Origin of the sequence: Actinosynnema sp. NPDC053489 (genome assembly GCF_044544865.1) — a bacterium.
In the GTDB taxonomy this organism is placed as follows: Bacteria; Actinomycetota; Actinomycetes; order Mycobacteriales; family Pseudonocardiaceae; genus Actinosynnema.
Genome location: NZ_JBITXT010000005.1, coordinates 237,088 through 260,948 on the forward strand (window position 1 = coordinate 237,088; position 23,861 = coordinate 260,948).

The 23,861-nt window shown below is 71.6% G+C and carries 22 protein-coding genes; 12 read left to right on the forward strand and 10 right to left on the reverse strand.

What is annotated here, in order from left to right:
* Positions 1–2 precede the first annotated feature (2 nt).
* Positions 3–1,046, forward strand: a complete 1,044-nt coding sequence (locus ACIGNX_RS13465) for an ABC transporter ATP-binding protein (protein WP_396539612.1) — start codon at positions 3–5, stop codon at positions 1,044–1,046.
* Positions 1,047–1,052: 6 nt separating this feature from the next.
* Here ACIGNX_RS13465 and ACIGNX_RS13470 read toward each other — a convergent pair whose 3' ends face one another.
* Positions 1,053–1,667: a hypothetical protein gene (locus ACIGNX_RS13470; protein WP_396539614.1), complete on the reverse strand. Its 615-nt coding sequence runs from the start codon at positions 1,665–1,667 to the stop codon at positions 1,053–1,055.
* A gap of 222 nt (positions 1,668–1,889) precedes the next feature.
* On the reverse strand, positions 1,890–3,389 hold the full coding sequence (locus tag ACIGNX_RS13475) for an LVIVD repeat-containing protein (protein ID WP_396539616.1): 1,500 nt from the start codon (positions 3,387–3,389) through the stop codon (positions 1,890–1,892).
* Positions 3,390–3,542: 153 nt separating this feature from the next.
* Between ACIGNX_RS13475 and ACIGNX_RS13480 the strand changes: the two genes are divergently transcribed.
* The 5 genes from ACIGNX_RS13480 to ACIGNX_RS13500 all read left to right on the forward strand — a co-directional run bounded on the left by ACIGNX_RS13480 (position 3,543) and on the right by ACIGNX_RS13500 (position 7,833).
* Positions 3,543–4,166 (forward strand): DUF305 domain-containing protein, encoded by a 624-nt coding sequence (locus ACIGNX_RS13480; RefSeq protein WP_396539618.1) that lies wholly within the window; start codon positions 3,543–3,545, stop codon positions 4,164–4,166.
* Between the two features lie 201 nt (positions 4,167–4,367).
* A complete protein-coding gene (locus tag ACIGNX_RS13485) occupies positions 4,368–5,276 on the forward strand; it encodes an ABC transporter ATP-binding protein (RefSeq protein ID WP_396539620.1) in 909 nt (302 codons plus the stop codon).
* Positions 5,277–5,280: 4 nt separating this feature from the next.
* Entirely contained in the window at positions 5,281–6,006 is a 726-nt protein-coding gene (locus ACIGNX_RS13490) for an ABC transporter permease (protein WP_396539622.1), read from the forward strand.
* A 13-nt stretch (positions 6,007–6,019) separates the two neighbouring features.
* Positions 6,020–7,219 (forward strand): sensor histidine kinase, encoded by a 1,200-nt coding sequence (locus tag ACIGNX_RS13495; RefSeq protein ID WP_396539624.1) that lies wholly within the window; start codon positions 6,020–6,022, stop codon positions 7,217–7,219.
* Positions 7,216–7,833 (forward strand): response regulator, encoded by a 618-nt coding sequence (locus tag ACIGNX_RS13500; protein ID WP_396539626.1) that lies wholly within the window; start codon positions 7,216–7,218, stop codon positions 7,831–7,833. The genes ACIGNX_RS13495 and ACIGNX_RS13500 overlap by 4 nt, the downstream gene beginning before the upstream one ends.
* A 238-nt stretch (positions 7,834–8,071) precedes the next feature.
* Here ACIGNX_RS13500 and ACIGNX_RS13505 read toward each other — a convergent pair whose 3' ends face one another.
* The 5 genes from ACIGNX_RS13505 to ACIGNX_RS13525 form a co-directional block, all read right to left on the reverse strand.
* Positions 8,072–8,554 (reverse strand): nucleoside deaminase, encoded by a 483-nt coding sequence (locus ACIGNX_RS13505; protein ID WP_396539628.1) that lies wholly within the window; start codon positions 8,552–8,554, stop codon positions 8,072–8,074.
* Positions 8,555–8,623: 69 nt separating this feature from the next.
* Positions 8,624–10,849: a molybdopterin cofactor-binding domain-containing protein gene (locus tag ACIGNX_RS13510; protein ID WP_396539630.1), complete on the reverse strand. Its 2,226-nt coding sequence runs from the start codon at positions 10,847–10,849 to the stop codon at positions 8,624–8,626.
* Positions 10,846–12,201 carry an 8-oxoguanine deaminase gene (locus ACIGNX_RS13515; RefSeq protein WP_396539632.1) on the reverse strand — a complete coding sequence of 452 codons (1,356 nt, stop codon included), beginning with the start codon at positions 12,199–12,201 and terminating at the stop codon, positions 10,846–10,848. Before ACIGNX_RS13515 ends, ACIGNX_RS13510 begins: the two co-directional genes overlap by 4 nt.
* Positions 12,198–12,683, reverse strand: a complete 486-nt coding sequence (locus ACIGNX_RS13520; protein ID WP_396539634.1) for a (2Fe-2S)-binding protein — start codon at positions 12,681–12,683, stop codon at positions 12,198–12,200. The genes ACIGNX_RS13515 and ACIGNX_RS13520 overlap by 4 nt, the downstream gene beginning before the upstream one ends.
* 2 nt (positions 12,684–12,685) lie before the next feature.
* Complete coding sequence (locus tag ACIGNX_RS13525) at positions 12,686–13,561, reverse strand: FAD binding domain-containing protein (protein ID WP_396539636.1); 876 nt, start codon at positions 13,559–13,561, stop codon at positions 12,686–12,688.
* A 174-nt stretch (positions 13,562–13,735) separates the two neighbouring features.
* Between ACIGNX_RS13525 and ACIGNX_RS13530 the strand changes: the two genes are divergently transcribed.
* Entirely contained in the window at positions 13,736–15,214 is a 1,479-nt protein-coding gene (locus tag ACIGNX_RS13530) for a PucR family transcriptional regulator (protein ID WP_396539638.1), read from the forward strand.
* 3 nt (positions 15,215–15,217) lie between these two features.
* Here the strand turns inward: ACIGNX_RS13530 and ACIGNX_RS13535 are convergent, their stop codons facing one another.
* Together ACIGNX_RS13535 and ACIGNX_RS13540 are read right to left on the reverse strand one after the other, a co-directional pair.
* Entirely contained in the window at positions 15,218–15,427 is a 210-nt protein-coding gene (locus tag ACIGNX_RS13535; RefSeq protein WP_396539640.1) for a hypothetical protein, read from the reverse strand.
* 304 nt (positions 15,428–15,731) lie between these two features.
* On the reverse strand, positions 15,732–17,144 hold the full coding sequence (locus ACIGNX_RS13540; RefSeq protein WP_396539642.1) for a DUF1996 domain-containing protein: 1,413 nt from the start codon (positions 17,142–17,144) through the stop codon (positions 15,732–15,734).
* A gap of 266 nt (positions 17,145–17,410) precedes the next feature.
* Here ACIGNX_RS13540 and ACIGNX_RS13545 point away from each other — a divergent pair, with 266 nt between their 5' ends.
* The 5 genes from ACIGNX_RS13545 to ACIGNX_RS13565 all read left to right on the forward strand — a co-directional run bounded on the left by ACIGNX_RS13545 (position 17,411) and on the right by ACIGNX_RS13565 (position 22,396).
* On the forward strand, positions 17,411–18,340 hold the full coding sequence (locus tag ACIGNX_RS13545) for an SMP-30/gluconolactonase/LRE family protein (protein ID WP_396539644.1): 930 nt from the start codon (positions 17,411–17,413) through the stop codon (positions 18,338–18,340).
* A 211-nt stretch (positions 18,341–18,551) separates the two neighbouring features.
* Positions 18,552–20,972 carry a nitrate- and nitrite sensing domain-containing protein gene (locus ACIGNX_RS13550; RefSeq protein WP_396539646.1) on the forward strand — a complete coding sequence of 807 codons (2,421 nt, stop codon included), beginning with the start codon at positions 18,552–18,554 and terminating at the stop codon, positions 20,970–20,972.
* A gap of 41 nt (positions 20,973–21,013) precedes the next feature.
* The gene (locus ACIGNX_RS13555; protein ID WP_053718071.1) at positions 21,014–21,451 is read left to right on the forward strand and encodes a roadblock/LC7 domain-containing protein; all 438 of its coding nucleotides are present in this window, start codon (positions 21,014–21,016) and stop codon (positions 21,449–21,451) included.
* Positions 21,451–21,822, forward strand: coding sequence for a DUF742 domain-containing protein (locus tag ACIGNX_RS13560; RefSeq protein WP_396539648.1), 372 nt, complete (start codon positions 21,451–21,453; stop codon positions 21,820–21,822). The genes ACIGNX_RS13555 and ACIGNX_RS13560 overlap by 1 nt, the downstream gene beginning before the upstream one ends.
* A complete protein-coding gene (locus ACIGNX_RS13565) occupies positions 21,803–22,396 on the forward strand; it encodes an ATP/GTP-binding protein (RefSeq protein ID WP_053718069.1) in 594 nt (197 codons plus the stop codon). Before ACIGNX_RS13560 ends, ACIGNX_RS13565 begins: the two co-directional genes overlap by 20 nt.
* A 97-nt stretch (positions 22,397–22,493) precedes the next feature.
* Here the strand turns inward: ACIGNX_RS13565 and ACIGNX_RS13570 are convergent, their stop codons facing one another.
* Entirely contained in the window at positions 22,494–23,861 is a 1,368-nt protein-coding gene (locus ACIGNX_RS13570) for a tryptophanase (protein WP_396539650.1), read from the reverse strand.

Consider the following 23,861-nt stretch of genomic DNA (forward strand, 5'->3'; position numbering starts at 1 on the left):
CCATGGGGTACCTGCGTCTGGACGGGCTACGCAAGTCGTTCGGCGGGCAGACCGCGCTCGACGGGCTCGACCTGGAGCTCGCCGAGGGCGAGCTGGTCAGCCTGCTCGGGCCCAGCGGCTGCGGCAAGACGACGGCGCTGCGCGTCGTGGCCGGGTTCGAGTCGGCCGACTCCGGCCGCGTCCTCGTGGCGGGCCGCGACCTCACCGGCGTGCCCGCCAACAAGCGGGACATGGGGATGGTGTTCCAGGCCTACAGCCTGTTCCCGAACCTGAGCGTGACCGAGAACGTGGCGTTCGGCCTGCGCCTGCGCAAGGCGCCGGACCGCGCCGGTCGGGTCGCCGAGCTGCTGGACCTCGTCGGGCTCGCGCACCTGGGCAAGCGGTACCCGCACCAGCTGTCGGGCGGGCAGCAGCAGCGCGTGGCGCTGGCCCGTGCCCTGGCGATCCAACCGCGCGTGCTGCTGCTGGACGAGCCGCTGTCCGCGCTCGACGCGAAGGTGCGGGTGAACCTGCGCGAGGAGATCCGGCGCATCCAGACCGAGCTCGGCACGACCACGCTGTTCGTCACGCACGACCAGGAGGAGGCGCTGGCCGTCTCCGACCGGGTGGGCGTGATGTCGCAGGGCAGGCTGGAGCAGCTCGACACGCCCGCGGTCGTGTACCGGGAGCCCGCGTCGGCGTTCGTGGCGCAGTTCGTCGGCGTGACCAACGCGGTGCACGGCACCGCCGAGGCGGGCGGTGTGCGGCTGGGCCCGTTCCGGCTGCGCACCGACGCCGCCGATGGGCTGACCGGCGAGGTGAAGGTGATCGTGCGGCCGGAGGACATCGGGATCGCGCCGCACGACGGGCCGGCCGACGGCGCGCTGACCGGCAACGTGCTCACGCAGAGCTTCCTCGGACCGGTGACCAGGCTGTCCGTGCGGCTCGACGGCGGCGACCAGGTCGTGCGGGTCGACCAGCCGTCCGGGCGCGCGGCGGACTTCCCGCCCGGCACGGCCGTCGCGCTGGACCTCGCGCCGGGCCGGGTGATGGTCGTCGAGGCGTGACGGAGGCTAGGGGCGGCGCAATTTCGTCAACCGGAGCCGTTCGTCCTCCGACAACGCCGAATCGGTCAGGACGCGCACCCCGCGCGCGCCGATCGGCTGCCCGTTCACCGACGTCACCCAAGTGGTGGGCACATCGGTGAACAACGTGACTTCCGGCGTGCCCCGGAAATGACCGTAACCCAGTACCGTCGACCGGCCGACGCTCGGACCGTTCAGCACGACGTAATCCTGGTCCGCCGGCGCCGGGTCGGTCACCCACGGCACCTCCTCGCCCAGCGTCCAGCCGCCGACGCCGCCGTAGCGCAGCAGGAACGTGCGGGCGTGGTGGATGGTGACCACGTAGTGGTGGTCGCAGTCCGGGTCGACGGGCACGGGCGTGCGGGCGAAGTTCAGGCCGTGGGGGACGCCCGCGGCGCGCAGGCCGCGGGAGAACGCGGCCAGGTCGCCACCGCCGGTGCTGATCGCCCGCGACAGCGCCGACCACGCCCCGCTGGCCGTCTGGTTCGGCAGGCGGGCGCCCGGCCACGGGTCGCGAATGGTCATCCCGCCCCAGATGAGGCGCACGGCCGGGGCCGGCCAGACATTGTCGCGCTCACCCCGGTAGAGGGTCATGTCCGGCATGGGAAATACTCCTCGCGAGGAATTCGTGAAGAGGAATCGGCTCCGATCGTACGCCGGGCGCGACCGAACCCGGAATGATTCACCGGCAAGGAGTACCGGCCCGCTGAATTGCGGATTTCGAAGAGGGGCGGATATGCGACGCGCGTCGCCCGGGCACGGCGAAGGGCCCGCCGCTGGGGCGCGACGGGCCCTTCGGGTGCCAGGACGGTCGGACCGCCCGGGCTAGCGCGGGAACAGGTCCCGGTACGAGCCCTGCGTCTGCACGTTCAACTCGCCGACGCGGACGAGCTTCGCCGTCGCCGTCCGCGGGTCGCGGATGTCCAGCACGTCGAAGCCCTTGGCCATGTCGGACGAGAAGATGTAGCCGTTGTAGTAGTACGCCGACCACGAGCCGCCGACCGCGCCGTCGGGCAGCGGACCGCGCTCGAACCAGCCGATCTCCTTGGGGTTGCCGGAGTCGGTGAAGTCCCAGACCGAGATGCCGCCCTGGTACCACGCCTGGACCATGATGTCGCGGCCCTGGACCGGGATCAGCGACCCGTTGTGCGCCACGCAGTTCTCCGTGTCGCCCTGGGTCCGGGAGATCTTGTAGTAGGAGCGGAACTCCAGCTTGCGGTCGTCGCCGCGGCCGGTGATGTCGTAGATGCCGTCCGCGCCGCGGGTCGGGCCGATCTTCTCGTTGCACGTCGGCGCGCCGCCGCCACCCAGCTCGTCGGTGAAGACGACCTTGGTGCCCGCGTTGTTGAAGGTGGCCGAGTGCCAGAACGCGAAGTTCACGTTGTCCTGCACGCGGTTGATCTCGCGGGGCTTCTCCCGGTCGGAGATGTCCCACAGCACGCCGTCACCCATGCAGGCGCCGGCCGCGAGGTCCTTGGACGGGTACACGGTGATGTCGTGGCAGCCCGAGGTGGCGCGGACGTAGCCCTCCTCGATCGTGCCGTCGCGGCCGGGGTTGCCGCCGTCGGGGAACACGACGGTCTCCGACAGCACCGACGCCGACGCCGGGTCCTTCAGCGGGACCTTGACGATGGAGATCAGGTCGTGCGGCGGCTGGCAGTCCGGGAAGGTCGCGTTCGGGCTGTACGACGAGACGTACAGGTAGGCGTTCTTGCCCTTCTTGTCCGGCACCAGCGTGTGCGTGTGCGAACCGCACTTGGTCTCGACCGCGGCGACGTACTTCGGGTTCTTCTTGTCGCTGATGTCGAAGATCTTGATGCCCTCCCACGCGTCCTTGTTGGTCGCGGGGAGCGGCGTGCTGGCGCAGGAGTTGTCGCTGCGCGAGGAGTCGGTCGACAGGAAGAGCAGGTTGTCCTTGACCGAGATGTCGTTCTGCGAGCCCGGGCACCAGACCGTGCTCACGATGGAGGGCTTGCGCGGGTTGCGCACGTCGTAGATGACGAAGCCGTCGTAGTTGCCGTCGAAGGCGTAACCGTCCTGGAACGCCAGGTCCGACCACGTGGAGGAGGCCGTGAAGGGCGCCGGCTTCGGCAGGTTCGCCAGGTGCTTCACGTTGCGGCTGTTGCGGATCTCGTCGACGCCCGGGATGCCGGTGGCCGGCTGCTCCTGGCTCGACAGCTGGGTCTCGGACAGTCCGGCCAGGTCGGCGTCGTCCGGTGCCGCCGCGGCCTGGGGAGCCCAGGCCACGACCGAGAGGCTGAGCGCGAACGCCCCCAAGACCGCCGCCGGCCTTCTGCGGCGGCGGGCCACATCGCGTACTTCCACTTCGCGTTTCCCCTTCCAACCCGGTGCAGGGCTCGCAGTATCACCCGTTCGCATGGCTAAGGACAGGGCCGATCGGCGGGAAATGTCCGACTTCCGGCAGGTGGGACGGCCGGGTACGTTGGCGGCCGAGCGGAGGTTCTAGGGGGTAGTGGGATGCGGATCGTGTTCGTCGCGGTGCTGGTGGCCGTCCTCGCCGGCTGCACGTCCCAGCCGGAGGACCAGCCCCCGATCATCGCGCCGCAGGGGCCGGGCGAGCAAGCGCAAACCCTGTCACCAGGGGATTTCGGCACCGACCGGTGGGTCGCGCCGAGCGAGGCGGACCTGCGGTACGTGGCCCGCATGATCGTGCACCACCGGCAGGCGCTGGAGATGGCCGCGCTGGCGCCCGACCGCGCGCGGGACGAGACCGTGCGCGGCCTGGCCTCGCGCATCCACGACACCCAGGGGCCGGAGATCGCCGCGATGGAGCAGTGGCGGCGGCAGTACGCCGAGAACGCGCCCGCGCACGGCCACAGCGCCGACCTGCCCGACGTCGGTCACGAGTCCATGCCGGGCATGGCCACCCCGGAGCAGCTGGCGGCGCTCGCGGCCGCCCGGGGCGCGGACTTCGACCGGCTGTTCCTCCAGCTGATGATCGCCCACCACGAGGGCGCGTTGCAGATGGCGGTGGAAGTGCTGTCCACCGGCCGGGACGTGCGGGTCGAGGAGATGGCCAACGACGTCTCCGCCTCGCAGACCGACGAGATCAACCGGATGAAAGCCATCACCATCCCTTAACCCCCCGTGAGTCCTACCTCCAGACCTCGTGAGTCGTACCTCCAGGTCTCGAGAGTCCTACGTCCAGGACCCCCGAGTTCAACGCTCAGGTACCCCTGAGGCCGGTTCGGGGTGGTCTACGGGAAGACCAACCGATCGGTTGATGCGAGGTGTGGCCCACCGTGTGATCCGGCCGGACGCCCCGGCGACGACGCTGGTGGCATGCCAATCATCGAGGTGGTCGACCTCGTCAAGACCTACGGCGGGAAGGTCGCGGTGGACGGTGTCTCGTTCACCGTCGACGCGGGGGAGATCTTCGGAATCCTCGGCCCGAACGGGGCCGGGAAGACCACGACAGTGGAATGCATCGAGGGCCTGCGGTCACCGGACGGCGGCACGATCCGGGTCGACGGCCTCGACCCACAACACGATCGGGCGAAAGTGCGCACCCGAGTGGGTGTGCAGTTGCAGCAGAGCGAACTGCCCGACCGCATCCGGGTCGGCGAGGCGCTGGAGCTGTACGCGTCGTTCCACCGCGACCCGGCCGACTGGCGGGACCTGCTGGCCCGCCTGGGCCTGGCCGACCGCGTCAAGACCGAGTACCGCAGGCTGTCCGGCGGCCAGAAGCAACGCGTCTCCATCGCGCTGGCGCTGATCGGCAGGCCGAAGGTCGCCGTGCTCGACGAGCTGACCACGGGCCTGGACCCGCAGGCCCGGCGCGACACCTGGGACCTGGTCGAGCAGATCCGCGACTCCGGCGTCACGGTCGTGCTGGTCACCCACTTCATGGAGGAGGCCGAACGGCTCTGCGACCGGATCGCCCTCATCGACGCGGGCAGGCTGGTCGCGGTCGACAGCCCGGCCGGCCTCGTGTCCCGCGTGGACGGTGAGCAGCGGGTCCGGTTCCGCCCCTCGTCCCCGTTCGACGTGGCGCTGCTCGCCGCGCTGCCCGAGGTCGCCCACGTCGAGCGACACGGCCCGCAGCTCGTCGTGACCGGCACGGGCAACCTGCTGCACGCCGTCACGTCCGTCCTCGCCCGCAACCAGATCGTCGCCGCCGACCTGCGCATCGAGCAGGCCGGCCTGGACGACGCCTTCATCCGCCTCACCGGCCGCAAGCTCACGGAGTAGCAGCATGCTGAAGATCGTCACCACCGAGTGGAAGCTGTTCCTGCGCGAGCCGAGCACGGTCGTGTTCGCGGTGCTCTTCCCGACCGCCCTGCTCCTGGTGCTCGGCGCGATCCCGGCGCTGCGCACCCCCGACCCGGTCTTCGGCGGCCTCCGGTTCATCGACGCCTACGTCTCCACCCTGGTGGTCATCACGCTGGCGTTCCTGGGGCTCAACAAGCTGCCCTCCACGGTCGCCACCTACCGCGAGAAGGGCGTGCTGCGCCGCTTCTCCACCACCCCGGTGCACCCCGTGCGCCTGCTGCTGGCGCAGGTGCTCGTCAACGTGGTCGCGGGAACCATCTCCATCGCGCTGCTCATGGTCACGTGCCGGGTCGTGTTCGACATCGACCTGCCGCACCACCCGGTCGGGTTCCTGGTGACGTGCCTGCTGGGGGTGCTGTCGCTGTCGGCGGTCGGCCTGCTGGTGGCGGCGTGGGCACCGAACGCGCGTGCCGCCGGCGGGTGGGCGGGCGTGCTGTTCATGCTGGTCATGTTCTTCGGCGGCGCCTACCTGCCGCGGTTCCTGATGCCGGAGTCGCTGATCCGCGTCGGCGAGTACCTGCCGCCGGGGGTGGCCGCGTTGCAGGCGGCGTGGCTGGGCGGGACTCCGGACCCGGTCCACCTGGCGATCCTGGCCCTGGTCGCGCTGTCAGCGGGTACGGTCGCGGCCAGGTCGTTCCGCTGGGAATGAGGGGGTGGGCGGGGTGAGCGACGGCTTGGACCTCTGGGAGAAGCGCCTCGACGCCGTCGGGCACGCGATCCCGTACCTCGTCCTGGTCCTGCCCACGGTCATCTACGTGGTGCTGGAGCCCGACCCGTGGCCGGTGGTGGCCGTCAACGTCGGCATCGCGGCGGCCACCGGCCTGTGGATGCTGTGGTGGTTCACGCTGCACCCGGGCTGGCGGTCCCGCACCGGCCTGATGGCGGTGTTCTTCGTCGGCGTCCTGGTCGCGTACGCGGTGCTCGGCCTGCGCGAGCCGATCTTCGGGTTCTTCTCCTTCGCCGGCTACGTCTACGCCATCGAGGTGCTGCCGGGCCGGTGGAAGTTCGCCGGCGTGGTCGTCAACGGCGTGCTGGCGGCCACGTCGCTGCACGGCGGCTTGCCGCCGGCGCGGTTCGGGCCGATCGTCGTCTACCTCATCATCGTGCTGGTCATCGTGACGGTCGCCTGCACGTTCACGATGCTCGGCCACATCACCACCGAGCAGTCGCGGCGGCGCAAGGAGATGGTCGCCGACCTGGCGGCGATGGTGGAGGAGAACGCCGGGCTGCACGCCCAACTGCTCATCCAGGCGCACGAGGCGGGCGTGCTCGACGAACGGCAGCGGCTGGCCCGCGAGATCCACGACACGCTCGCCCAGGGGTTCGCGGGCATCATCACGCAGCTCCAAGCGGACGAGGATCCGCCGCGGCACGTGGAGACGGCGTTGCGGCTGGCTCGGGAGAACCTGGCCGAGGCGCGCCGCTCGGTGCACGCCCTGCGCCCGCCCGCGCTGGTGGACGCGAACCTGCCGGACGCGTTGGCCGAGGTCGCGGCGGGGTGGACGGACCAGACCGGGGTGGCGGCGTCGATCCACACGACGGGTGCGGCGCGCGCTCTGCACCCCGAGGTGGAGGTGACGTTGCTGCGCGCGGCGCAGGAGGCGTTGTCGAACGTCGCCAAGCACGCGCGTGCGTCGCGGGTCGGGTTGACGCTGTCCTACATGGAGGACGTGGTGACGCTGGACGTGCGCGACGACGGCGCGGGGTTCGACCCCGAGGCCCACACGGACGGGTTCGGGCTGGTCGGGATGCGGCAGCGGGTGTCCCGCCTCGCGGGCGCGCTGGTCGTGGAGTCCGAACCGGGTGGCGGCACGGCGGTGTCGGCCTCGGTGCCCGCGATCCCGGCCGAGGTGGCCCGGTGATCCGCGTGGTGATCGTGGACGACCACCCGGTGGTGCGCGACGGGCTGCGGGGGATGCTCGCGGGCGCGGGTGACGTCGACGTGGTGGGCGAGGCGGCGGACGGCGGCGAGGCGGTGACCGTGGTGCGGGCGCTGCGGCCGGACGTCGTGCTGATGGACCTGCGGATGCCCGGCGTGGACGGCGTCACGGCCATCGAGCGGCTGCGCGGCTGCCCGACGCGGGTGCTGGTGCTGACGACGTACGACACGGACAGTGACGTGCTGCCGGCGATCAAGGCGGGAGCGACGGGGTACCTGCTGAAGGACACCCCTCGTGACGAGCTGTTCCGGGCGGTGCGTTCGGCGGCCAGGGGAGAGGCGGTCCTGTCACCGTCCGTGGCAACCCGGTTGGTGGGTCAGGTGCGGCAGCCGGTGGCGGAGCCGTTGAGCGACCGCGAGGTCGAGGTGCTGGGGTTGATCGCCCGCGGGTGCACCAACCGCGAGGCGGCGGCGAAGCTCTTCATCAGCGAGGCGACCGTGAAGACGCACCTGGTGCACGTCTACGCCAAGCTCGGGGTGAAGGACCGCGCCGCCGCCGTCGCGGTGGCTTACGAACGGGGTCTGCTGGGCGCCTGACCGGGTTGTCCACAGGTTCGGACCCCTCCGTCGCCGCCCACCAGCGGTTCCGCCGCGGCCTCGAAACCGCGAACGGAAGTTGTCCACAGTCGGCGAAGAAGTCCTCGCGACCCTCGGGGATCGAGCCCAACCTGGGCGCATGGCGAACCACCAAGACCACGACGAACCACCACCCCCACGACGCTCGGCCCTCCACGTCGTCCGCAGGGCACTGCGCCGCCTCCCTCGCGTCCTGCGGCTAGTAGTCGACGCGGTCGGGGCGGGACAGCCACGCGGTGAACGGCGTGGTGTCCTCGCCCGTCGAGACCTGGTGCACCGGCAGGCTCCACGTCTCGCGCGGCCTGCCGAACAGCGCGTGGAACTCCCGGTCGTCGAACCCCGCCTCGGCGGCGTCGTGCCGGTCCGCGGCGTAGACGACCCGGTCCACCCGCGCCCAGAGCGCGGCGGACAGGCACAGCGGGCACGGCTCGCACGAGGACACCAGCACGCAGCCGGTGAGCCGGAAGTCGCCGACCACCCGGCAGGCGGCGCGGATCGCGACGACCTCGGCGTTCGCGGTCGGGTCCAGGGTCGGGGTGACCTGGTTGGTGCCGGTCGCGATCACCTCGCCGTTGCGGACGATCACCGCGCCGAACGGGCCGCCGCCCTCGGCGACGTTGCGGGTGGCGAGTTCGATCGACTCGCGCAGCCAGGCGTGGTCGGGGGACAGGGACGTGGTCATGGGGTGCTCCTCGGGGCGTGCGACAACGCGCCACGGAGGCCGTGGCGACGTCATCCTGCGGGACGGGGGTCAGGTGCCGGTGATGTGCTCCGGTCGCACGGGCACGCGGGTCAGGGCCAGCCCGGTGGCGGCGCGGATGGCCGCGACGATGGCCGGGGTGGAGGAGATCGTGGGCGGCTCACCGACGCCCCTCACGCCGTAGGGGGCGTTCGGGTCGGCGAGTTCGAGCACGTCGATGCTCATCGGCGGCATGTCGAGCACGGTCGGGATGAGGTAGTCGGTGAACGACGGGTTGCGCACCCGGCCGTCCACGACCTGGATCTCCTCCATCACGGCGAGGCCGAGTCCCTGCGCCGAACCGCCCTGGATCTGGCCCAGCACGGCCTGCGGGTTCAGCGCCCTGCCGACGTCCTGCGCGCAGTCCAGCTCGACCACCTTGACCAGGCCCAGCTCGACGTCCACGTCGACCACGGCGCGGTGCGCGGCGAACCCGTACTGGACGTGGGCGTTGCCCTGCCCGGTCTCGGGGTCGAGGGGCTCGGTGGCCCGGTGCCGCCACTGCGCGGTCTCGTCGATCACCTCGTCGCCCAGCAGCGCCGCCAGGTCCACCCCGGCGAGGTCCCGACCGCCGGCGAGCCTGGCCAGCTCCTCCCGCACCGCCGCGCAGGCGGCCTTCACCGCGCCGCCGGTGACGTAGGTCTGGCGGGACGCCGAGGTGGAGCCGCCGTTGCCGATGCTGGTGTCCATCGGCAGGATCGTGACCTGCTCGACGCCCAGCTCGGTGCGCACGATCTGCTGCATGATCGTCACCAGGCCCTGGCCGACCTCGGCCGCCGCCGTGTGCGCCAGGGCGACCGGCTCGCCGTTGATGACCTGGAGCCGGACGCGTGCGGTGGAGTAGTCGTCGTAGCCCTCGGAGAAGCAGATGTTCTTGATGCCCACGGCGTAGCCGACCCCGCGCACGACGCCTTCCCCGTGCGTGGTGTTCGAGACGCCACCGGGCAGGTCCCGCAGGTCGACCGCGGTCGGCCGCGGCGGCATCGGCTTGTCGCGCACCAGCTTGAGCAGCTGTGCGACGGGTGCGGCCGAGTCGACCACCTGCCCGGTCGGCATGACCGAACCCTCGCTCATCGCGTTGACGACGCGCACGTCCACCGGGTCCATGCCCAGTGCCTCGGCGAGCTTGTCCATCTGGGACTCGTAGGCGAACCCGGCCTGCACCGCGCCGAACCCGCGCATCGCGCCGCACGGCGGGTTGTTGGTGAACACGCCCCAGCAGTCGACGGTCACGTTGTCCACGTCGTACGGGCCGATGCCGAGCGTCGCCGCGTTCGCGACCACGGCCGAGGTGCTGGAGGCGTACGCGCCGCCGTCGAGGAAGATCCGTGCCTTGACGTACACGAGCTTGCCGGTGCGGTCCGCGCCGTGCTCGTAGTACAGCACCGCCGGGTGCCGGTGCACGTGGCCGTAGAACGACTCCTGGCGGTTGTAGACCATCTTGGTGGGCTTGCCGGTGTGCAGCGCGAGCAGGCACGCGTGCACCTGCATGGACAGGTCCTCCCGGCCACCGAACGCGCCGCCGACGCCGGAGAGCGTCAACCGCACCCGTTCCAGGGGCATGCCGAGGGCCGCCGCGACCTGGCTCTGGTCCACGTGCAGCCACTGGGTGGCGATGTAGAGGTCGACCCCGCCGTCCTCGGCGGGCACGGCCAGGCCCGACTCGGGCCCGAGGAACGCCTGGTCCTGCATGCCGACCTCGTACCGGCCGGTGACCACGACGTCGGCTTGTGCGTGCTGGTCGCCCCTCCGGACGGGCACGTGCCGCACGAGGTTGCCCGCGGGGTGCAGCGGCGTGTCGTCGATGGCGGTCTCCATGTCCACGACCGGGGTGAGCACCTCGTACTCGACCTTGATGCGCTTCATGGCGCGCTGCGCCGTCTCCGGGTGGTCCGCGCCGACCAGGGCGACCGGTTCGCCCTGGTAGCGCACCACGTCCTCGGCGAGCACCGGCTGGTCCTGGTGCTCCAGCCCGTACCGGTTGCGGCCCGGCACGTCCTCGTGCGTGAGCACGGCGTAGACACCGGGCACTTTCAGGGCCTCGGTCAGGTCGACGGAGAGGATGCGGGCGTACGGGTGCGGGCTGCGCAGGGTCGCGCCCCAGATCATGTCCTCGTGCCAGAGGTCCGAGGCGTACGCGAACTCGCCGCGGACCTTGAGGGCGCCGTCGGGCCGCTGCGGGCTGGAGCCGATGCCACCGGTCACGGTGGAGGTCGGTTCGGCGGGGGTGAGGCTCATCGCGTCCCCTTCAGTCGCTCGGTGGCGGCGCGCAGGTCGCGCGCGAGGTCGGTCTCGGAGGCGGTGCGCAGCTCGCCGTCCTCGACCACAGTCCGGCCGCCCACCAGCAGGAGCTTGAGCTTCGGCAGCGGGCCGAGCACCAGGGCGGCGACCGGGTCGTCGATGCCCGCGTGGTCGAGGCCGTCGAGCCGCCACACGGCCAGGTCGGCGAGCTTGCCCGGCTCGACGGAGCCCAGCTCGCCCTCTCTCCCGAGGCACCGCGCGCCGCCCATCGTGCCCAGCCACAGCGCGTCGCGGACACCCAGCGCCGCGGGCCCGCCGCGCTGCCGGGCCTGGAGCAACGCCTGGTGCAGCTCCTCGACCAGCCCACCGGACTCGTTGGACGCCGCGCCGTCCACGCCCAGGCCCACCGGCGCGCCCGCGTCGAGCAGCTCGCGGACCGGGGCGATGCCGGTGCCCAACCGACCGTTCGAGGTGGGGCAGTGCGCGCTGCCGGTGCCGGTCGCGCCCAACCGCTTCACCGCATCGGGTGACAGGTGCACGGTGTGCGCGAGCCACACGTCGTCACCGAGCCAGCCGAGGCGTTCGGCGTACTCGGTGGGCGTGCAGCCGTACTCGGCCCGGCACTGCTCCTCCTCGTCCACGGTCTCGGCGAGGTGGGTGTGCAGCCGGACGCCCTCGGTGCGGGCCAGCTCCGCCGCTCCGCTCATCAGCTCGGCGCTGACCGAGAACGGCGAGCACGGGCCGACGGCGACCCTGGTCAGCGCGTCCGGGGCCGGGTCGTGGTGGTCGCCGATGGCGCGTTCGGTGGCCAGGAGCGCGGCTTCGGTGTCCTCGACCAGGTTGTCCGGTGGCAGGCCGCCGTGCGACCGGCCGCGGTCCATCGAGCCGCGGATGGCGTGCAACCGGGTGCCGACGCGCCGGCCCGCCTCGACCAGGGCCGCGAACTGGTCGCCGCCCTCGCGCGGGTGGACGTAGTGGTGGTCGGCGGCGGTCGTGCAGCCCGTGAGCGCGAGCCGCGCCAGGCCGGCGGAGGCCGCCGAGTGCGTGATCTCGGCGTCCAGGCCGCGCCACACCGGGTACAGGGTGGTCAGCCACTCGAAGAGCGTGGCGTCCTGGGCGATGCCCCGGGTCGCCCACTGGTAGAGGTGGTGGTGGGTGTTGACCAGGCCGGGGGTGACCAGGCAGCCGCTGCCGTCGACCCACGTGTGCGGTCCGGTCGGCCGGGGCGCCTGGCCGGGCCCGACCGCGGTGATCCGCCCGTTCTCGATGACGACGTGGCCGAACGGGTGCTCGGTCCCGGCGGCGTCGACGGTGGCCACGGCGACGCCGTCGAGGATGGTCGGCGTCATCGGGCCGCGCCCTCCTGCTCCGCCTTGCGGCTCGCGGCCAGGCGCACGGCGTCCAGGATCTTCTCGTAGCCGGTGCAGCGGCACAGGTTCCCGGCCAGGGCCTCCCGGATCTCCGGGTCGCTCGGTCGTGGCACCCGGTCGAGCAGGTCGTGCGCGGCGACCACCAGGCCGGGCGTGCAGAACCCGCACTGCACCGCGCCCGCCTCCACGAACGCCTCCTGGACGGGGTCGAGCCGGTCCCCGTCCGCCAACCCCTCCACCGTCCGAACCTCGCGGTCCTGAACCTGGCCCGCGGCCACCAGGCAGGAGCACACCGGGATGCCGTCCAGGTACACCGTGCAGGAGCCGCACTCGCCCTGCTCGCAGGCGTTCTTCGAGCCGGGCAGGCCGAGCCGCTCCCGCAGCAGGAACAGCAGGCTCTCGCCCTCCCACACGTCGTCCGCCTGCCGCTGCTCGCCGTTCACCGTCACGTTGACGCGCATGGTCAGGTCACCTTCCCGGCGTAGTCGCGCCAGGCCCAGTCGAGCGTGCGGCGGGCCAGCACGGCGAGGGCGTGCTTGCGGTACGCGGCCGAGCCGCGCACGTCGTCGATGGGGTCCGCGGCCTGCGCCACCAGGTCGCCGAACCGCCGCTTCACCGAGTCGGGCAGCGGTTCCGGCCTCTCCCACCGGTCGGTGGCCGTCAGCTCGGCGGACAGGAACTCCTCGGCCTCCGCCGCGCGGCGGGGCGTCGGGGCGGCGCTGCCGACCGCCGCGCCCACCCGCTGCCGCGCGGGGTGCAGGGCGACGGCGAACGAGCACACCGCGATCACCATGGCGTTGCGCGTGCCGACCTTGGCGAACTGCTGCGGCGCCCGCGCGGTCGGCACGTGGACCGCCGTGATCAGCTCGTCCGGCTCCAGGGCGTTGCGCTTCACGCCCAGGTAGAACCCGGTGGCCGGGATGAGCCGGGTGCCCCTGGTGGAGGCGACCTCCACGGTGGCGTCCGCGGCGAGCAGCACGGGGTGCGTGTCGCCGGCGGGTGAGGCGGCGCCGAGGTTGCCGCCGACCGTGCCCCGGTTGCGGATCTGCGGCGAGCCGACCGTGCGGGACGCCATCGCCAGGCCCGGCAGCCGTCCTCCCAGCTCGTCGATGATCCGCGCGTACGGCACTCCCGAGCCGATGCGCACCGTGTCGTCGTCGTCCACGTCCCAGGAGCGCAGGTCGGCGATCCGGGTCAGGTCGAGCAGGGCGGCGGGGCGGCGGTGGTCGAAGTTCAGCTCCACCATCACGTCCGTGCCGCCGGCGATCGGCACGGCGTCCGGGCGCTGCGCCTTGACGGCGAGCGCCTCGGCGAGGGTGTCGGGACGGAGGAAATCCATCGGCTACCTCGGTGGGTGGGTGCGCGGTGTGGGAGCCAGTACACAGACCGGGGCCGATGATCGGCTACGGCGGCGGCACATGAATCCCAGGCTCCTACGACGAGTTGTTTTGTGCTTTCCTACAAACACGATCGGAGGACCGTAAACCGGCGAGATGACGGTGAGGAGGCGTTCGTGTTGCTGGTGCGCAGCCTGCTCGGGATGCCGGAACTCCGACTGCGGCTCGTCACCGGGGCCGACGCGCTGGACCGGCCCGTGACCAGGCTCTACGGGACGGAGCTGCCCGAGCCGACCCGCTACCTGTCCGGTGGCGAGCTGGTGCTGTCCGGGTTGCTGTGGCACCGCACGGCCGCCGATTGTGAAAAGTTCGTCACTTCGCTGGCGGTATCGGGAGTGGCCGCGTTGGCGGCCAGCGCGCCCGATGCCGGGGAATTGCCCGAAGCGCTGGTCGAGGCGTGCGAACGGCACGGCGTGCCGCTGCTGGAGGTCCCGGTCGACCTGTCGTTCGCGACCATCACCGAGCGCGTGGTGCTGGAGCTGGCCGCCGAACGGGTGGGCGACGCCGGCGTGCTGCTGGGCAGGCACCGGCGGCTGCTGACCGCGTTGGCGGAGGGCGGAGGGCTGTCCGAGCTGGTGGCGGCCGGCGCGGCGGAACTGGACGCGCCGTGCTGGGTGCTGTCGTGCACGGGGCGCGTCGTTGCGGGGCCGGCGCTGCCGGGAGCGACGGCGCTCGTGCGCGAGTTCCTGCTGGCCGACCGGCTGCCCGCGGTGGTGCGCGGCACGACGTTGCTGCCGGTGCCCGCGCGCGGTGGCTCGCGGCTGACGTCGTGGATCCTGGCGGTGACGGGGGACCGCGCGCGGGACGAGGTGGCCGCCGAGCTGGCCAGCCTGGTCGGCGTGGAGCGGGCGCGGGTCGTGCAGGGCCGCGAGATCGAGAACCGGGCGGCCGGGCCGCTGCTGCGGGAGGTCCGCGCCGGCGGTGACGTGGCCGCCCGGATCGCCGCGGTCGGGTGGGACCCGGACGAGCCGCTGCGGGTGCTCGCCGCCTCGGTCACCGACGGACCCGACGAGCAGGCCGTCGCGCTGGTGGAGGAGGTGCTGGCGTCGGTCACGCCGACGTTCCTGGTCACCGCCGCGGGCGGGGAGGTCTACGCGTTGGCGCCGTCCGGGCCGTGGACCGAGGGCGTCCGGTCGGCGTTGCGGGCGCTGGAACCGGGGCTGCGCTCGACCAGGGTGCTGGTCGGCATCTCCTCACCGGTCGGGCACGCGGGGCTGCGCGGCGCGGCGGAGGAGGCGTCGCACGCCCGGCGGCTGGGCGAGCGGCGGACCGGCCGGACCTGCGTGGTGGCGGGGGAGGAGATCGCCCTGCACCAGCTGCTGCTGGCCGGTGTGCCCGAGGAGCTGCGCCGCTCGCTGCGCCGACGGCTCCTCGGGCCGGTGCTGGACTACGACGCCGAGCACGGTTCGGACCTGGTCGGCACGCTGCGCGTGTTCCTCGACTGCTCCGGGTCCTGGACCACGGCCGCCGCCCGCCTGCACGTCCACGTCAACACCCTGCGCTACCGGGTTGGCCGGGTGGAGGACCTGCTGGGGGTCGACCTGTCGGACTTCGCCGAACGGGTGGACCTGTACCTGGCCCTGCACGCCGGCTGAGCGCTACCGGCGGTCGTCCTCGACGATCTCCGTGGCGCCGTTCTTGCCGAACGCGGCCCACAGGTTGAACACCACGATCCCGAGCCCGACGGCGAACCACAGCCAGAAGAACGGCCGGTCGAGCGGGAAGTTGAGCAGACCGAACACCAGGAGCGCCACGCCGACGACGGTGCCGAAGACCGCGGCCGGCTTGGACGGGCGGATGCGTGCCATCGATAACCTCCCCAGATTGATCGCACACAGATTGATCGCACAGCGTGATCACACACGGGTGATCACGCCGCTGCGGGGTTACCTCCCCCGGCCACGCGGAAAACCTGGCCGGAACAAGGCCGTCCCCGACCCGCCGCCGCGCTGGGTCGGGGACGACCTCCTCCTCACCCACCACCACGGGACGAGCGTCCGGCGCCCGGTGACCGGTCTCGCGGCGGGTGGGGAAGTCACAAATGCGGAATTACGAAGTGCCGGAACGTACACAAACCGTCCACATCGGACGAAGAAACCGTCCGGGCCACCGTCACTCCCGGCACCGGCGGCCGCTGTTCACGCACTGCACCAGCCGGTTCATGATCTCCTGGGACATCACGTTGGCGAAGTCGTCGTGGTCGGAGAACGGGTTGTGCTCCTCCTGCGGGAACGCGTCGACCGCATACTTACCGGCGACCTGGACGTCGCGGGGGATGTTGTAGGTCAGGCTGATCCGCAGCTGCGGCACGGCCTTGAAGCCCTGCGGGCACTTGCCGTCGCCGTCCGCGTAGGTCATGTGGTCGCGGTGGTTGGCGCTGTCGGTGTTCCTGCCGTCCCAGCAGCCGGCGAAGTCGTGGACGCGCTTGACCTTGCTGCCCTCCGGGCAGATCGGGTACTTGTCGATCAGCACCTTGTCCTCGAACCCGGTGCAGGTCCACGACTTGCGGGCGTTCTTCGGGCCGTTCGTGGAGACCTTGGCGTCACCGTAGAGGACGCGCAGGAACTGCGGCATCGCCTCGACCTTGCCGACGGCGCTGCCGCGGAAGGTGATGTCCACGGTCTCGGGGCGCTGGATGTCACCCTCGTTGCCGGGCAGCTCGTTCTCGTCGCTGGTGCTCTTGCCGTCGCCCTTCTCCGGCGCGTCGGGCTCGGCCTCGCGCGCGGCCTCCGCGACCTTGGCGTCGTTGGCGTCACCGTCCTTCACCGTGCACGGGGCGAGCCTGCGCAGCCAGCGGGGGCGCTGCCCGGCCCGGTCGATGGCGATGGTGATGCGCTCGATCGTCGCGGTCCGCTTGTCCCGCAGCGGCCGGAGCACGGCGTTGTTGACGAAGTCCGGGTCGTCGACGTTCGCCGCGGCCCTGAGCTTCTGGTTCGCCTCGGCGATCTGGTCCTGCAGCGCCTTGAGGTTGCGGTCGACCTCGGCCCTGGCCTGGCGGGGGACGTTGCGCAGCTTGCGCTTGACGTCCGGGCACTCCACCTCGGCGCCCGCCGGCTCGCCCGGCTCCTCGCCCTCGTCCTCCCGGTCGATGCGGACCACCGGCCAGAAGTAGGCGGACTTGTCACCGTTCCTGCACGTGGTGTCGGCTTCGAGCAGGCTCTCGTTCGTGGAGTCGGCGTCGGTCGACACGTTGCCCACGTAGTCGTGCAGGTGCTGGGCCCCGTTGCGGACCCCCGGCTGCGCGATGAAGTTGTCCGGGTTGAAGTGCCCGTTCTCGTTGCGGCCGCAGTCGACGGTGAACGTGCCCGTGCTCGCGCCCCGCTGCGGTCGGGGCGCGCGCACGTTGCGCTGCTGCTTGGTGATGTCGACGAACAGGGCGATGTCGGCCCCGTCCGCCTGGGCCGTTCCCTGGTCCCCGGTGGTGCTGATCGCGACGGCCAGGCCGATCGTGAGCGCCAACCCGGTCACACCGGCGGTCAGCTTCGTGCGCCGGGAGAAGCGGTGCCGCCCCTGGTTTCGCGTCATGGATGTGTCACCTCGTCGTAGGTACGCGCCTGCGTGCGTCAAACCCCGACCGCCGGTGCTCGGCGGACAACCTGGCATACGTATCGCGCCCAGTCCGCGACCTCGCCGTTACCTCTTCGTTATCTGAACCGACCCCTAACTTCCCCGGCAGTGGACCGCGGGCGCGGCTCTGTCGGTTCCGTGTCGGGGCTTCACCGGGCCTTGATCGCTGCGGAACACTCCGGACGTCTCCCGGGCGAACGCTCGGGAGCGAAGGAGGAGTGGTCATGTTCCGCACCCTCGGTGCGCTGGCCGCCGTGGTGCTCGGGGTCTCCCTCGTCACCGCCGCGCCCGCCGCCGCAGCGCAAGCGCACCCGTTCCCCACCGCCTTCCCCCTGCCCGACGGCTTCCTCCCGGAGGGCATCGCGATCGGCGCGGCGCCGACCGCCTACTTCGGGTCGCGGGCCGATGGCGACCTGTTCCGCGTCGACCTGCGCACCGGGCGCGGGGAGGTGTTCAGCCAGGGGTCCGGGACCGCCTCGGTCGGCTTGAAGGTCGACCAGCGCCGGCGGCTGTTCGTGGCCGGCGGCGCCGGCGGTGACGGGCGGGTGGTCGACGCGCGGACCGGAGCGATCACCAAGTCCTATCGCTTCGCCGCCGACGCCGACACATTCGTCAACGATGTTGTGATCACCGATGACGCGGCCTACTTCACCGACTCGCGGAAGGCGGTGCTGTATCGCGTCGCGTTCGGCCGGCACGGCTCCTTGCCCGCCTCGCACACCGCGATTCCGCTGTCGGGCGACTTCGTGCTCACGCCCGGCGTGAACAACGCCAACGGCATCGCGGAGACGCCCGACCGCAAAGCGCTGTTGATCGTCCAGAGCAACACCGGGCAGGTCCACCGGGTCGACCCGCGGTCCGGTGCGACGACACTGGTCGACCTCGGCGGCGAGGTGCTGACCAACGGCGACGGGCTGCTGGTCGAGGGTCGCACGCTGTACGTGGTCCAGAACCGGCTGAACACCGTCGCGGTGTTCGCGCTGGCCAGGGACGGGTCGAGGGGCGAGCTCGTGACCAAGGTCACCGACCCGCGGTTCGACGTGCCGACCACGGTCGCCTCGTTCGCGGGCCGTCTCTACCTGCCCAACGCCCGCTTCACCACCCCGCCCACGCCCACGACGACCTACGACGCGGTTTCGGTGCCCAAGCCGTGAAACGCGGGGGCCGGTGCCGAGAAGTTCACATCGGCCCCCTGTTCGTGGCATCACTCGACTGGGTAACCTCATCGTCGCGTCGCGCAAGTGATCGCTGTCTCTTCGTAATAATGATCATCGAGTGTTACCGTTCCGTCGCCGATCGGGTGAAGAAGAGGCAGCGTTCCTAGTGCTGCGCCTGACCAGGCAACGGACGAGGCTGCGGAGCGCTGTGAAGCAGAAGAGCACCACGGAGACGAACTACAAGACGATCCGTTCACGACTCACCGGTGTCGTCGTCGTCCCCAGCATCGTCCTGCTCATCATGTGGGCGCTGTTCTCGTCGTACACCCTGTTCGACGGCTTCTACCTGCGCGCCGTGGCCTCCGGCGTGAAGGACGCGTCGATCCCGGCGGTCCAGACGTTCGCCGCGCTGCAGAAGGAGCGCGAGCTCAGCATGACCGCGCTGAGCCAGCCCGACCGCGGCACCAGCGACCTCGAGGTGCAGCAGGGCGAGACCGACCGGGCCGTCGAGGAGATGCGCAAGGCGTTCACCGACCTGGCCTCGCAGGCGCCGCAGGAGATCGTCGAGAAGATCAACGCCCTGAACGTGCTGCTGGACCAGCTGCCGCAGCGCCGCGCCTCCCTCGACGCGAAGCGGGCGTCCAAGAGCGAGATCTACACCTACTACAACAGCCTGCTCGACGCCGGTGACGCGCTGTTCAGCGTGCAGGCGCGCGTGGTGCCCGACCACGAGGCCGTCAAGGGCGCGATCACGGCCACCGAGTACTTCAAGGCCGCCGACTGGATGTCCCGCGCCACCTCGCTCGCGTCGAGCGCCCTGGCCGCCGGGCAGTTCTCGCCCGAAGAGCACATCGAGTTCGCCAACCTCGTCGGCGCCTACCACTCGTCCTACGACTCGATCGCCCCCTACGCCCGCCCCGAGGTGCGCGAGCACTACCAGTTCATGATCGAGGGCGACCAGTGGAAGCGGCTGGTCGAGTTCGAGGGCAGGCTGATCCAGAACGGCCCGAAGCCGTCCAACGCCGGGTCGCTGCAGGAGTGGCAGAACATCAGCGGTCCGATCTCCGACGAGCTGACGGCGCTGGTCAGCGAGCAGGCGTCGAGCGCGGTGGGCGTCACCATGTCCCGCGGCGAGAGCAAGTTCCGCACCGTGCTGATCGGCAGCCTGGTCGCCCTGCTCGCCGTGATCATCGGCATCCTGATCGCCATCCGCACGTCGAACCGCCTGGTCAACCGCGCCCTGATCACCCGCCTCGCGGCGCTGAAGAAGGACTCGCTGACCCTGGCGCACGAGCGGCTGCCCGACATCGTCGACCGCCTGCGCGAGGGCAAGCACGTCGACGTCGAGGTCGAGGTGCCGCCGCTGGACTACGGCAGCGACGAGATCGGCCAGGTGGCCGACGCGTTCAACGCCGCCCAGTACACCGCCGTCGCCGCGGCCGTCAAGGAGAGCCAGGCCCGCGAGGGCGTGAACCGGGTGTTCCTCGACATCGCGCACCGCAATCAGGGCCTGGTGCACCGCCAGCTGAAGATCCTGGACAAGCTGGAGCGCGAGGAGGAGAACCCCGAGCAGCTCGACGCGCTGTTCCAGCTCGACCACCTGGCCACCCGCGCCCGCCGCAACGCGGAGAACCTGATCATCCTCGCGGGCGAGCAGCCCGGCAGGCAGTGGCGCAAGCCCGTGCGCCTGCTCGACGTGCTGCGCGCCGCGGTCGCCGAGACCGAGCAGTACGTCCGGGTCAAGGTCAACCCCGTGCCGGACACGGCGCTGGTCGGCGCGGCCGTCGCGGACACCATCCACCTGATCGCCGAGCTGGTGGACAACGCCACCGCGTTCTCCTCGCCCCGCTCGCAGGTGCAGGTGCACGCCAGCGAGGTGCCCCAGGGCATCGTGGTCGAGATCGAGGACCACGGCCTGGGCATCAACCCCGAGGACCGCGAGCAGCACAACGCGATGCTGGCCGACCCGCCCGAGTTCGACGCGATGCGCCTGCGCGGCGAGTCCCGCCTGGGCCTGTTCGTGGTCGCCCGCCTGGCCGCCCGCCGGGGCATCCACGTCGAGCTGCGCGACTCGCCCTACGGCGGCACGCTGGCGCTGGTCCTCATCCCGTCCGCGATCGTCGCGGGCCCCACCACGGCGACGGAGCCGGCCGAGACGCGCCAGCTCCCGCGCCGCTCCTTCCACGACATCCCGGAGCAGGGCGACGACTCAGTGCGAGACGCCAGGTTTCCCGACAGTTCCCGAGACCTGGAGGGGTTCTGGGCCCAGGCCGAGGCCGCGGCCAACGAACATCCCCTTCCAGAGGTCGAACGACTGAGCGGCGGGCTGGACCTGTCGCAGCGCAGCGGCGAGCTCGAACTGCCGCAGCGGAGGCGGGCCACGGCCGAGTGGCCCGCGTCCGAACCGGAGTCGGCCGCCACCGCCGCCGACCGACCCGAACTGCCACGAAGGCGCCGTCAGCAGAACCTGGCGCCGCAGTTGGTGCGCAACGATTTCCACCCTTCGCCCGAACCGCTCCCCGAGGCCGATTCCGAGAAGTCCGCCGAGAAGGTCCGCAAGGGCCTGTCGGCGTTCCAACGGGGCACACGCGATGCCCGGCGGACACCCGCCGACGACCTCGAACCCTGACCAGCAGTGGCCGGACGACTGGAAACCGGAAAGGCAACCCGATGAACGACATGACCAGCCAGCACAACGAACTGAACTGGTTGTTGGAGGACCTGGTCGGCCGGGTGGTCGGAGCTCGGCACGCGGTGGTCCTCTCGGCGGACGGTCTGCTGCTGGGCCGCTCGCCCGGGCTGTCGAAGGACGACTCGGACCACCTGTCGGCGATGGCGTCGGCGTTCCAGAGCCTGGCCCGCGGGACGGGCCGGCACTTCGGGGGCGGCGCGGTGCGGCAGACCATCGTCGAGATGGAGCACGCCTACCTCTTCGTCACCGCCGCGGGCCACGGCGCCTGCCTGGCCGTGCTCGGCGAAGAGGACTCCGACATGGGCATGATCGCCTACGAGATGAACATGCTCGTCAAGCGCGTCGGCACGTACCTGTCCTCGGCGCCGCGCGGCACGGCCGCCGCGAGCCTGCCCGCCGCCCGAAGGTCCTCCTGATGGCCGGCCGCGAGGACTGGTGGTACGACGAGGCGGCGGGCCCTCTGGTCCGCCCGTACGCGATGGTGCGCGGCCGGACCAGGCCGCTGCGGCCGGAGCTGCACCTGGTGACCCAGGTGCGCGCGATGCCGTCGCCCGCGGACCCGGACGCGCTGTCGGTCGAGCACATGGAGATCATGGAGCTGTGCCGGCGCCCGCTGTCCGTCGCCGAGGTGGCCGCGTACCTCGACGTGCCGCTCGTCGTCGTCAAGGTGCTGCTGAGCGACCTCATCCAGCGCGGTGACGTCGTGATCCGAGACCCCTCCCGAGTCCCGCAAGTGCCGGACCGGAACCTGCTCCAGGCTGTGTTGGATGGTGTCCGTGGAATCTGAGCGGCCGGGTGGGGAACTGCTCGTCCCCACCCCAGTGAAGATCGTCATCGCCGGTGGCTTCGGCACCGGGAAGACGACGATGGTCAACTCGGTCAGCGAGATACCGCCGCTGCACACCGAGGAGCTGCTCACCGAGGCCGGTGTCGGGGTCGACGACGTGCTGGGCCTGGAGTCCAAGGAGACGACCACGGTCGCCCTCGACTTCGGCCGCATCACCATCAACCCGGAGGTGGTGCTGTACCTGTTCGGCACCCCGGGCCAGAACCGGTTCTGGTTCATGTGGGACGAGCTGGCCTACGGCGCGATCGGCGCGGTGATCCTGGTCGACACGCGCCGGCTGGACAGCAGCTTCCCGTCGATCGACTTCTTCGAGCGGCGCGGCATCCCGTTCATCATCGCGGTGAACTGCTTCGAGGGCGCACACAGCTACGAGGTCGACGAGGTGCGCCGGGCGCTGGACGTGGACGCGGCCATCCCGCTGGTGCTGTGCGACGCGCGGGACCGCGAGTCCGCCAAGACGGTGCTGGTCAGCCTGATCCAGCACACCATGGACCGGCTCGACGCCATGGCCTAGGTCGTCGTCGCGCCGCCGGCGTCCCCGGCCCGAGGTGCTCGACCGGGCAGCCGACGGCGCGTGCCCGTGACGCGGGCGGTGCGACGAGGAGCGAGGGCTACCGGACCGGTTCGAGGCGGCAGTTGAAGTGCCGCAGCAGCGGCGGCACGTGCGTCAGCCGGTACCCGGGGACCCGCTCGGGGTCCTTCGCGATCTCCGCCAGCGTCTCGCCGACGTACTCCAGGTGGCTCTGCGTGTAAACGCGGCGGGGGATGGCCAGGCGGACCAGCTCGTACGGCGCGGGCTTCACCAGCTCGCCGGCGTCGTCCAGCTCGCCCAGGTACAGCGAGCCCAGCTCGGCGCACCGGATGCCACCGGCCAGGTACAGCTCCGTGGCCAGGGCGAACCCCGGGAACCGGCTCGGCGGCAGGTGTCGCAGCAGCCGCCCGGCGTTGAGGTACACCGCGTGCACGCCGGTCGGCCGCACGCTGTCCACGCCCGCCGCCCGCGCCAGGTCCGCCACGTACGCGGTCGCGTCGGCCCGGGCCCGCAGGTACTCGGGGTCGGTGACCTCCAGCAGGCCCTGCGCGAGCATCTCCAGGTCCCGACCGGACAGGCCGCCGTACGTGCGGAAGCCCTCGGTCGCGATCAGCAGCAGCTCGCACTTCGCGGCCAGCTCGGGGTCGCGGACCGCGAGCAGCCCGCCGATGTGGACGATGGCGTCCTTCTTCAGGCTCGCCACGCAGCCGTCGGCCAGGCGGAACGCCTCCTCCGCGACCTGCCGGGGGGTGTGGTGCTCGTAGCCGGGCTCCCGCTGGGTGACCAGCCACGCGTTCTCCGCGAAACGCGCGGCGTCGAGGAAGAACGGCACGCCGTGGCGGCGGGCGATCCCCGCCGCGGCCTTCAGGTTGGCCATCGACACCGGCTGCCCACCACCACCGTTGTTGGTGATGGTGAGCAGCACGACGGCGACGTCCTCCGGTCCGGACAGGATCGCTTCCAGCGCCTCGAGGTCGATGTCCCCCTTGAACGGCGCGTCGTCGTCGAGGTCCGCGGCCGCCCGGCACGGCAGGTCGACGGCCTTGCCGCCGAGGATCTCGACGTTCGCCCGCGTGGTGTCGAAGTGCGTGTTGCTGACGCTGACCCGGCCCGGCCCGAGCAGCGCGGTGAACAGGATCCGCTCGGCGGCGCGTCCCTGGTGGACCGGGAAGGCGTGGGGGTAGCCGGTCAGGTCGTGCACCACGTCGCGGAACCGGTAGTAGGAGCGCGCGCCCGCGTAGGTCTCGTCGCCCCGCAGCCCCGCCGACTGCTGCTCGGCGGACAGGGCGCCGGTGCCCGAGTCGCTGAGCAGGTCGATCGTCACGTCGGTGGCGGCCAGGTTGAACGGGTTGTAGCCGGCCGCGGCCAGCGCGCGTTCGCGGTGCTCGCGCGTGGTGATCGGGATCGGCTCCACGACCTTGATGCGGTACGGCTCCATCGTGGGCAT

Coding starts and splice junctions, on each gene's coding strand:
- ACIGNX_RS13545 (WP_396539644.1), top strand. CDS start 17,411: ATGTTCCGCACCCTCGGTGCGCTGGCCGCCGTGGTGCTCGGGGTCTCC.
- ACIGNX_RS13570 (WP_396539650.1), bottom strand. CDS start 23,861: ATGCCCACGATGGAGCCGTACCGCATCAAGGTCGTGGAGCCGATCCCG.
- ACIGNX_RS13470 (WP_396539614.1), bottom strand. CDS start 1,667: ATGCCGGACATGACCCTCTACCGGGGTGAGCGCGACAATGTCTGGCCG.
- ACIGNX_RS13465 (WP_396539612.1), top strand. CDS start 3: ATGGGGTACCTGCGTCTGGACGGGCTACGCAAGTCGTTCGGCGGGCAG.
- ACIGNX_RS13510 (WP_396539630.1), bottom strand. CDS start 10,849: ATGAGCCTCACCCCCGCCGAACCGACCTCCACCGTGACCGGTGGCATC.
- ACIGNX_RS13555 (WP_053718071.1), top strand. CDS start 21,014: ATGAACGACATGACCAGCCAGCACAACGAACTGAACTGGTTGTTGGAG.
- ACIGNX_RS13515 (WP_396539632.1), bottom strand. CDS start 12,201: ATGACGCCGACCATCCTCGACGGCGTCGCCGTGGCCACCGTCGACGCC.
- ACIGNX_RS13490 (WP_396539622.1), top strand. CDS start 5,281: ATGCTGAAGATCGTCACCACCGAGTGGAAGCTGTTCCTGCGCGAGCCG.
- ACIGNX_RS13525 (WP_396539636.1), bottom strand. CDS start 13,561: ATGGATTTCCTCCGTCCCGACACCCTCGCCGAGGCGCTCGCCGTCAAG.
- ACIGNX_RS13480 (WP_396539618.1), top strand. CDS start 3,543: ATGCGGATCGTGTTCGTCGCGGTGCTGGTGGCCGTCCTCGCCGGCTGC.
- ACIGNX_RS13535 (WP_396539640.1), bottom strand. CDS start 15,427: ATGGCACGCATCCGCCCGTCCAAGCCGGCCGCGGTCTTCGGCACCGTC.
- ACIGNX_RS13540 (WP_396539642.1), bottom strand. CDS start 17,144: ATGACGCGAAACCAGGGGCGGCACCGCTTCTCCCGGCGCACGAAGCTG.
- ACIGNX_RS13520 (WP_396539634.1), bottom strand. CDS start 12,683: ATGCGCGTCAACGTGACGGTGAACGGCGAGCAGCGGCAGGCGGACGAC.
- ACIGNX_RS13505 (WP_396539628.1), bottom strand. CDS start 8,554: ATGACCACGTCCCTGTCCCCCGACCACGCCTGGCTGCGCGAGTCGATC.
- ACIGNX_RS13565 (WP_053718069.1), top strand. CDS start 21,803: ATGGTGTCCGTGGAATCTGAGCGGCCGGGTGGGGAACTGCTCGTCCCC.
- ACIGNX_RS13485 (WP_396539620.1), top strand. CDS start 4,368: ATGCCAATCATCGAGGTGGTCGACCTCGTCAAGACCTACGGCGGGAAG.
- ACIGNX_RS13560 (WP_396539648.1), top strand. CDS start 21,451: ATGGCCGGCCGCGAGGACTGGTGGTACGACGAGGCGGCGGGCCCTCTG.